This window comes from Vibrio sp. 1580 (genome assembly GCF_033340055.1).
Genome location: NZ_JAWOVT010000330.1, coordinates 1 through 672, shown reverse-complemented (window position 1 = coordinate 672; position 672 = coordinate 1). Strand labels below are relative to the sequence as shown.

General features: G+C 47.2%; 1 pseudogene. It reads left to right on the top strand.

Annotated features, from left to right (window positions below):
* A pseudogene (locus R7093_RS25825) lies at positions 1 to 672 on the top strand (two-component sensor histidine kinase); the annotation flags it as partial.

The following is a 672-nucleotide window of genomic DNA, read 5'->3' as shown; positions in this document are numbered from 1 at the left end:
TCAGCTTTCAATCAGCCAAACACGAAGTCGAAGAAGTTTATGACGCTAGGCTTGTGCAATCCGCTAAGCTGATGCTGCTGACGCTGTCCATTTCAACCGAAACGGACACTCTCGCCAACCACAAAGAGCTATTCGACCAGTGGATGAAGAACATCGATTCTTTGGCAAAAAGCGACGAAGACAAAGCCACCAAATTTGGTCACCCCTACGAACAGAATCTCGTTTTTCAATTCTACCGTGACAACAAGTTGATCTGGAGTTCCACTCCGAATCTGCGCTCTCTTTCTTCTTCTTTTGATAACAACGGCTACGCCGACATTACCAAAGACGGCGTACAGTGGCGCACTTTCCAACTCTCATTACCACAGACCGAGCATGAGAACGAATACGTTGTCGTTGCTGAAAAGCAGAAGATACGTAAAGAGATCATCCATGTAATCGCACTGTCGACGTCCATCGAACAGTTACTACTATTGCCGACTTTGCTGCTGTTGCTGTTCTGGCTGATAGACAGGTATTTCAGACCGATTAACGATCTACGTACGGCTATCACGCAACGAAACGTGCACCGCTTAGACCGCATTCATGTTACCGACAACACAACCGAGCTTGCTCCGTTGGTGGAAGCACTCAATTCATTGCTTTCTGAACTTGAACAAGCGTGGCAGAGAG